This window comes from Mycobacterium uberis (assembly GCF_003408705.1).
GTDB classification, from domain to species: domain Bacteria; phylum Actinomycetota; class Actinomycetes; order Mycobacteriales; family Mycobacteriaceae; genus Mycobacterium; species Mycobacterium uberis.
Genome location: NZ_QAYL01000039.1, coordinates 1 through 4164, shown reverse-complemented (window position 1 = coordinate 4164; position 4164 = coordinate 1). Strand labels below are relative to the sequence as shown.

Below are 4164 nucleotides of genomic sequence, written 5' to 3'. Positions count from 1 at the left end.
AGCGTCAGTCAACCGCTTAAGCACCACCACTCCAGCGCCCTCACCGCGCACAAACCCGTCCGCCGCAGCATCAAACGCCGCGCATCGGCCTTGTGGGGACAACAGTCCCCATGCAGAAATTGCAATTTGCGTTTCTGGGCGCAGTACAATGCTCACTCCGCCGGCCAGGGCCAGGTCGGTTTCACGTAGCCGCAAACTCTGACAAGCCAGATGGATCGCGACTAACGACGACGAGCACGCCGTGTCAACCGCTACCGATGGACCGCGCAATCCCAATAGGTAGGATATTCGACCAACGGTGATACTGTGGGCGTTTCCGGTTCCGCTGTAGGCGTCTACATTCTCCAGTCTGGTGGCCAACATGGATTGATACTCGTTGAAGTAGACGCCCATCATCACACCGGTTCGGCTTCCAGCCAGAGAATCCGTTGGGATTCCAGCATTTTCGAGAGCTTCCCAGACAACCTCAAGCAGTATTCGCTGCTGCGGGTCCATCGCTGCGGCTTCGCGTGGTGTGATACCAAAGAATTCTGCGTCGAAACCCGCGATGTCGGGAACAAAACCTCCCCATTTCGTCGTCATCCGACCCGGTGTCAACGGGTCGGGATCATAGAACGCATCCCCATCCCAACGATCGGCCGGTATTTGCGAAATCGCGTTGCGGCCACCGACCAGCATATCCCAGAAGCTATCCGGCCCAGTCACATCCCCAGGAAATCGGCAACCGATCCCCATCACCGCAATGGGCTCTGCCACTGCGATCCGAGAGGTTTTGGTGAATTCCTCGGCAAGAGTCGCGCGTTGCTGCGCGGTCATGCTGGCAATCCGACTGAAAACGGTCCGCATCACACCGACCCTTTGGCCTCTGTCGAGGTCGACTCGATGCGGTCAAAAAGATTGTCCAATACACTTCCTGTTGAGGCGGAGGACAAGATAGCCGTCTGGTCTTCTAGAGAATCGTTTTGCGGTGCAACAACTTTTGCCAGATACGCGGCTAGTAACGCAATAGTTGGATGGTTAAACAGCATAATAGTCGACAGCTCTATCCCAATGAACTGCTCGGCTTCACGCCGAATCGCCATTGCCGTAAGGGAGTTAAGCCCAAGTTCGGCAAATGGTCGGTCGGTGTCCAACTCTGTTTCAGCTATCCGGAGCTCTGCAGCGATGATGGCCCGTAAGCCACTTTCAAGCTCTTTCCGCACCTCGGCTGCTGCCATCTGTGACCAATTTCGTGCCGGTACTAGATAGCTATCCGCCACGGTGAAGCCGGCAGACCCGTCAGGGTTTAGAACCGGCAGCACAACCACCTGCGCGACGTCGTAGGCATCGACATACTCCCACGCAGTGAACGCTTCCGAAGGCGTAATGTCACGCGATCCTATTCGCTGCAGCTCGTCACTGACGATCTGCGCGTTGGCGGCGAATCCGAGCCTGCGCCAGGCTACCCAGTCGAGGCTCATAGTGTGGCACCCCTGTTGGCGACGCGCCCGCGCCAACGCGTCTAAATAGGAGTTCGCGGCAGCGTAAGAGCCTTGCCCCGAGATACCGAATACTCCTGCAGCCGAAGCAGTCAAGTAGAAGAAGTCCACGCTGCCGGGTGGAAAAATCTCGTGCAGCACTTGGCTGCCGGCAATTTTGGGCCACATAACCTGACGAACCGGATCGTCAGTCATGTTCGTCACTAATTGATCATTTGTAACACCTGCCGCATGGATAATCCCACGGATCGGCGCGGCGCCGTCACGGTCGCGCTTGGCCAACAGGGCTTGCACATCATCGTGACGCCCGACGTCGGCCGCGACGGCTTCGACAGTCACTCCCCGCATCTCTAGGGCGCGAATCGCATCGATCTTCTGACGCAGTCCGGCGTCGAGGGTGTCGAGTTCCCAATTCCGCCTTGGCGGCAACAGTGTACGGCCCGTCAACACCAGTCGACGAGCCCCGCGATCGACAAGCCACTCGGCCATCAGCAGACCAAGCGCGCCCATTCCACCGGTGATGAGATAAGCCGCATCAGACTTACATTGCAGGGATTTGCGCACCGGCTCGCTCCGGATCGGCGCCAATGCCGGGGCGAGTACGATCCCATCACGTAGCACCAGGATCGACTTAGTGCGCGTTTGAACCAGATTGGCAAGCGTCAGCCCAGCTTGGTGAAGGATATCGTCGTGATCGCTTTCAAGCTCATTAGCCTCGAGATCGATCAGTCCACCCCACAGCTCAGGATGTTCCGCAGCGATGACACCCGCAAAGCCCCACAGGAAGCTTTGGCGCAGTGCGGACGGGGTCACCGATTCATGCACTCCTCGTGTGACAATCCACAATGTTGCAGGCTTACCCGGCTCCCGTTCCGCCAAAGTCCGGACCAGACTGCTGACCTCGGTGGTGATCCGCACGGCGAAATCGACGTCGGTCTCGGTAGTGGTTGCCGGGTGGGAATCCGCGACGTAAACAACATAACGTACTCCAGAAAGCCCATCCGCCGGCGCGGCTAGGGTGTAACCCGCCTCCTTAAAGCGCAAACCAAGCACGAAGCCGCCATTGCCGATTAACGCTACAGACCCCGAACCAGCCACCGGTGTGCTGACATAGTCCAGGTCACTTCGCGGTTGCCAGTCGATCATATGCACGAAATTTTTAACATCTATTCGAGCATCCGCATGGGGTTCAACGAAGTTAGCCGACCCGGCCTGTTGCGTATTGTCAAGGTCCAATGCCTGATATCGAAGTGACCGCATCGACGCCCACAACGCCCCGCCGCCGTCAGCTATGGTGACATCGACGGTGATCCCGTCGTCGTCGCGAATGGTACGATTCACCGTCACCAAGCCGCGTGATCCGATAGCATTGTCGCCTAACCACACCTGCTCGATGCTTACCGGCACATAAAACCGTGTGTCGGTGACGTCCCCCAGCGCGGAGACGAGAATTGCGGCATCCAGTAGCGACGCGATCTCCCCTTCGGGCAGGGTATCGGGGAGCTCGATCTCAACCGTGAGGCCGGTTAATTGCCGCATCTTTTGCATCCATGACTTCACGGACCATTCGAAGGGCAGGCCGTCGACTCCACGTAGCGCGAGCAGCGCCGCTATGTCGGGAATCGGGTCCGGACACGCGCTAAAGTGACCGCTAGTCTGATCCGAGTGGTGCGATAGAACCACGGAGCGCACTGGTGCTGAGGAAAGCTGCGCGGTCACATGCCGCGTCCACCGATCCTGTGGAGTTTGGGTGGTCGGACTTGAAGCCAAGCTGATCGACTGGTTATCGACGACAACCTGGATCAATTGGGGTCGATCAGCGAAAATGGGTTGCTGGAATCGGATCCCAGATAGCGCTGAATACCCCAATTCTGCTGCAGCGCAAAGGATCGTGTGCAGTACGATAGATACAGGAACCATCTCGGCGCCGTGGAATCGATGCCATCCCCGGTACGGCTTCGCCTGCGGCGCCAGCCGCGCTTGCCACAAGTGGATGGGTAGACTCCCTGAGACCGTGGTGTGTTGGCCAAGGAGCGTGCCTACTCGGGGCGCCAATCCAACAGAGTTGACCGAATCTTTCCTCGCAATCCAGTGGCGGGTGTGTTGCCAAGGGGTGGTGGGGATAGCTACGTGTGGTTCTGCGGGATGAGGGGTGTGTGGCGGATAGGCGGTGTGGGCGGTATTGAGGTTGGTGTGGAAAGTGATGGCGTCATCGGTATCGCGTTGCAGGGTCCCGATGCTGGTGTACCGGGTGCCGTGCTGGACGCAGTGCAGGGTGTCGGTGACAGCCTGGGTTAGCAGCGGATGTGCGCTGATTTCGATAAAGGTGTGGTGGTGAGTTCCAGCGGTCATAATGGCCTGCTGGAAGTACACGGGGTTGCGCATGTTGACGGCCCAGTGCTCGGCATCGAACACCGGGCGCAAGCCGAAGTCCTCATACGTGGTGGAAAGGATCGGAATCGTCGGAGTCCGCGGGGCCAGATCGGCTAGCTCGGAACGCATCTGGGGTTGCAGTGCATCCATCGCCGGACTATGCGGGGCCACTTCGATATTGACCCGAGTAGCAAATCGATTCTGCGCGCGCACCTGATCGATCAACTGATCGATCTGTTCGGTGGGCCCCGTGACCACCGTTTGGCGCGGTGAGTTGTAAATCCCCAACGTCACCTGCGGGTAGTCAGCGATC

At 58.5% G+C, this 4164-nt stretch carries 2 protein-coding genes; both read right to left on the bottom strand.

Annotated elements, in window-relative coordinates:
- Positions 1 to 849: beta-ketoacyl synthase N-terminal-like domain-containing protein (locus tag MUBE_RS14340; protein ID WP_165849893.1), on the bottom strand; the 849-nt coding region annotated here is incomplete at its 3' end.
- The coding region (locus tag MUBE_RS14335) for a type I polyketide synthase (protein WP_116541052.1) at positions 846 to 4164 on the bottom strand (3319 nt) is incomplete at its 5' end. The genes MUBE_RS14340 and MUBE_RS14335, both read right to left, overlap by 4 nt.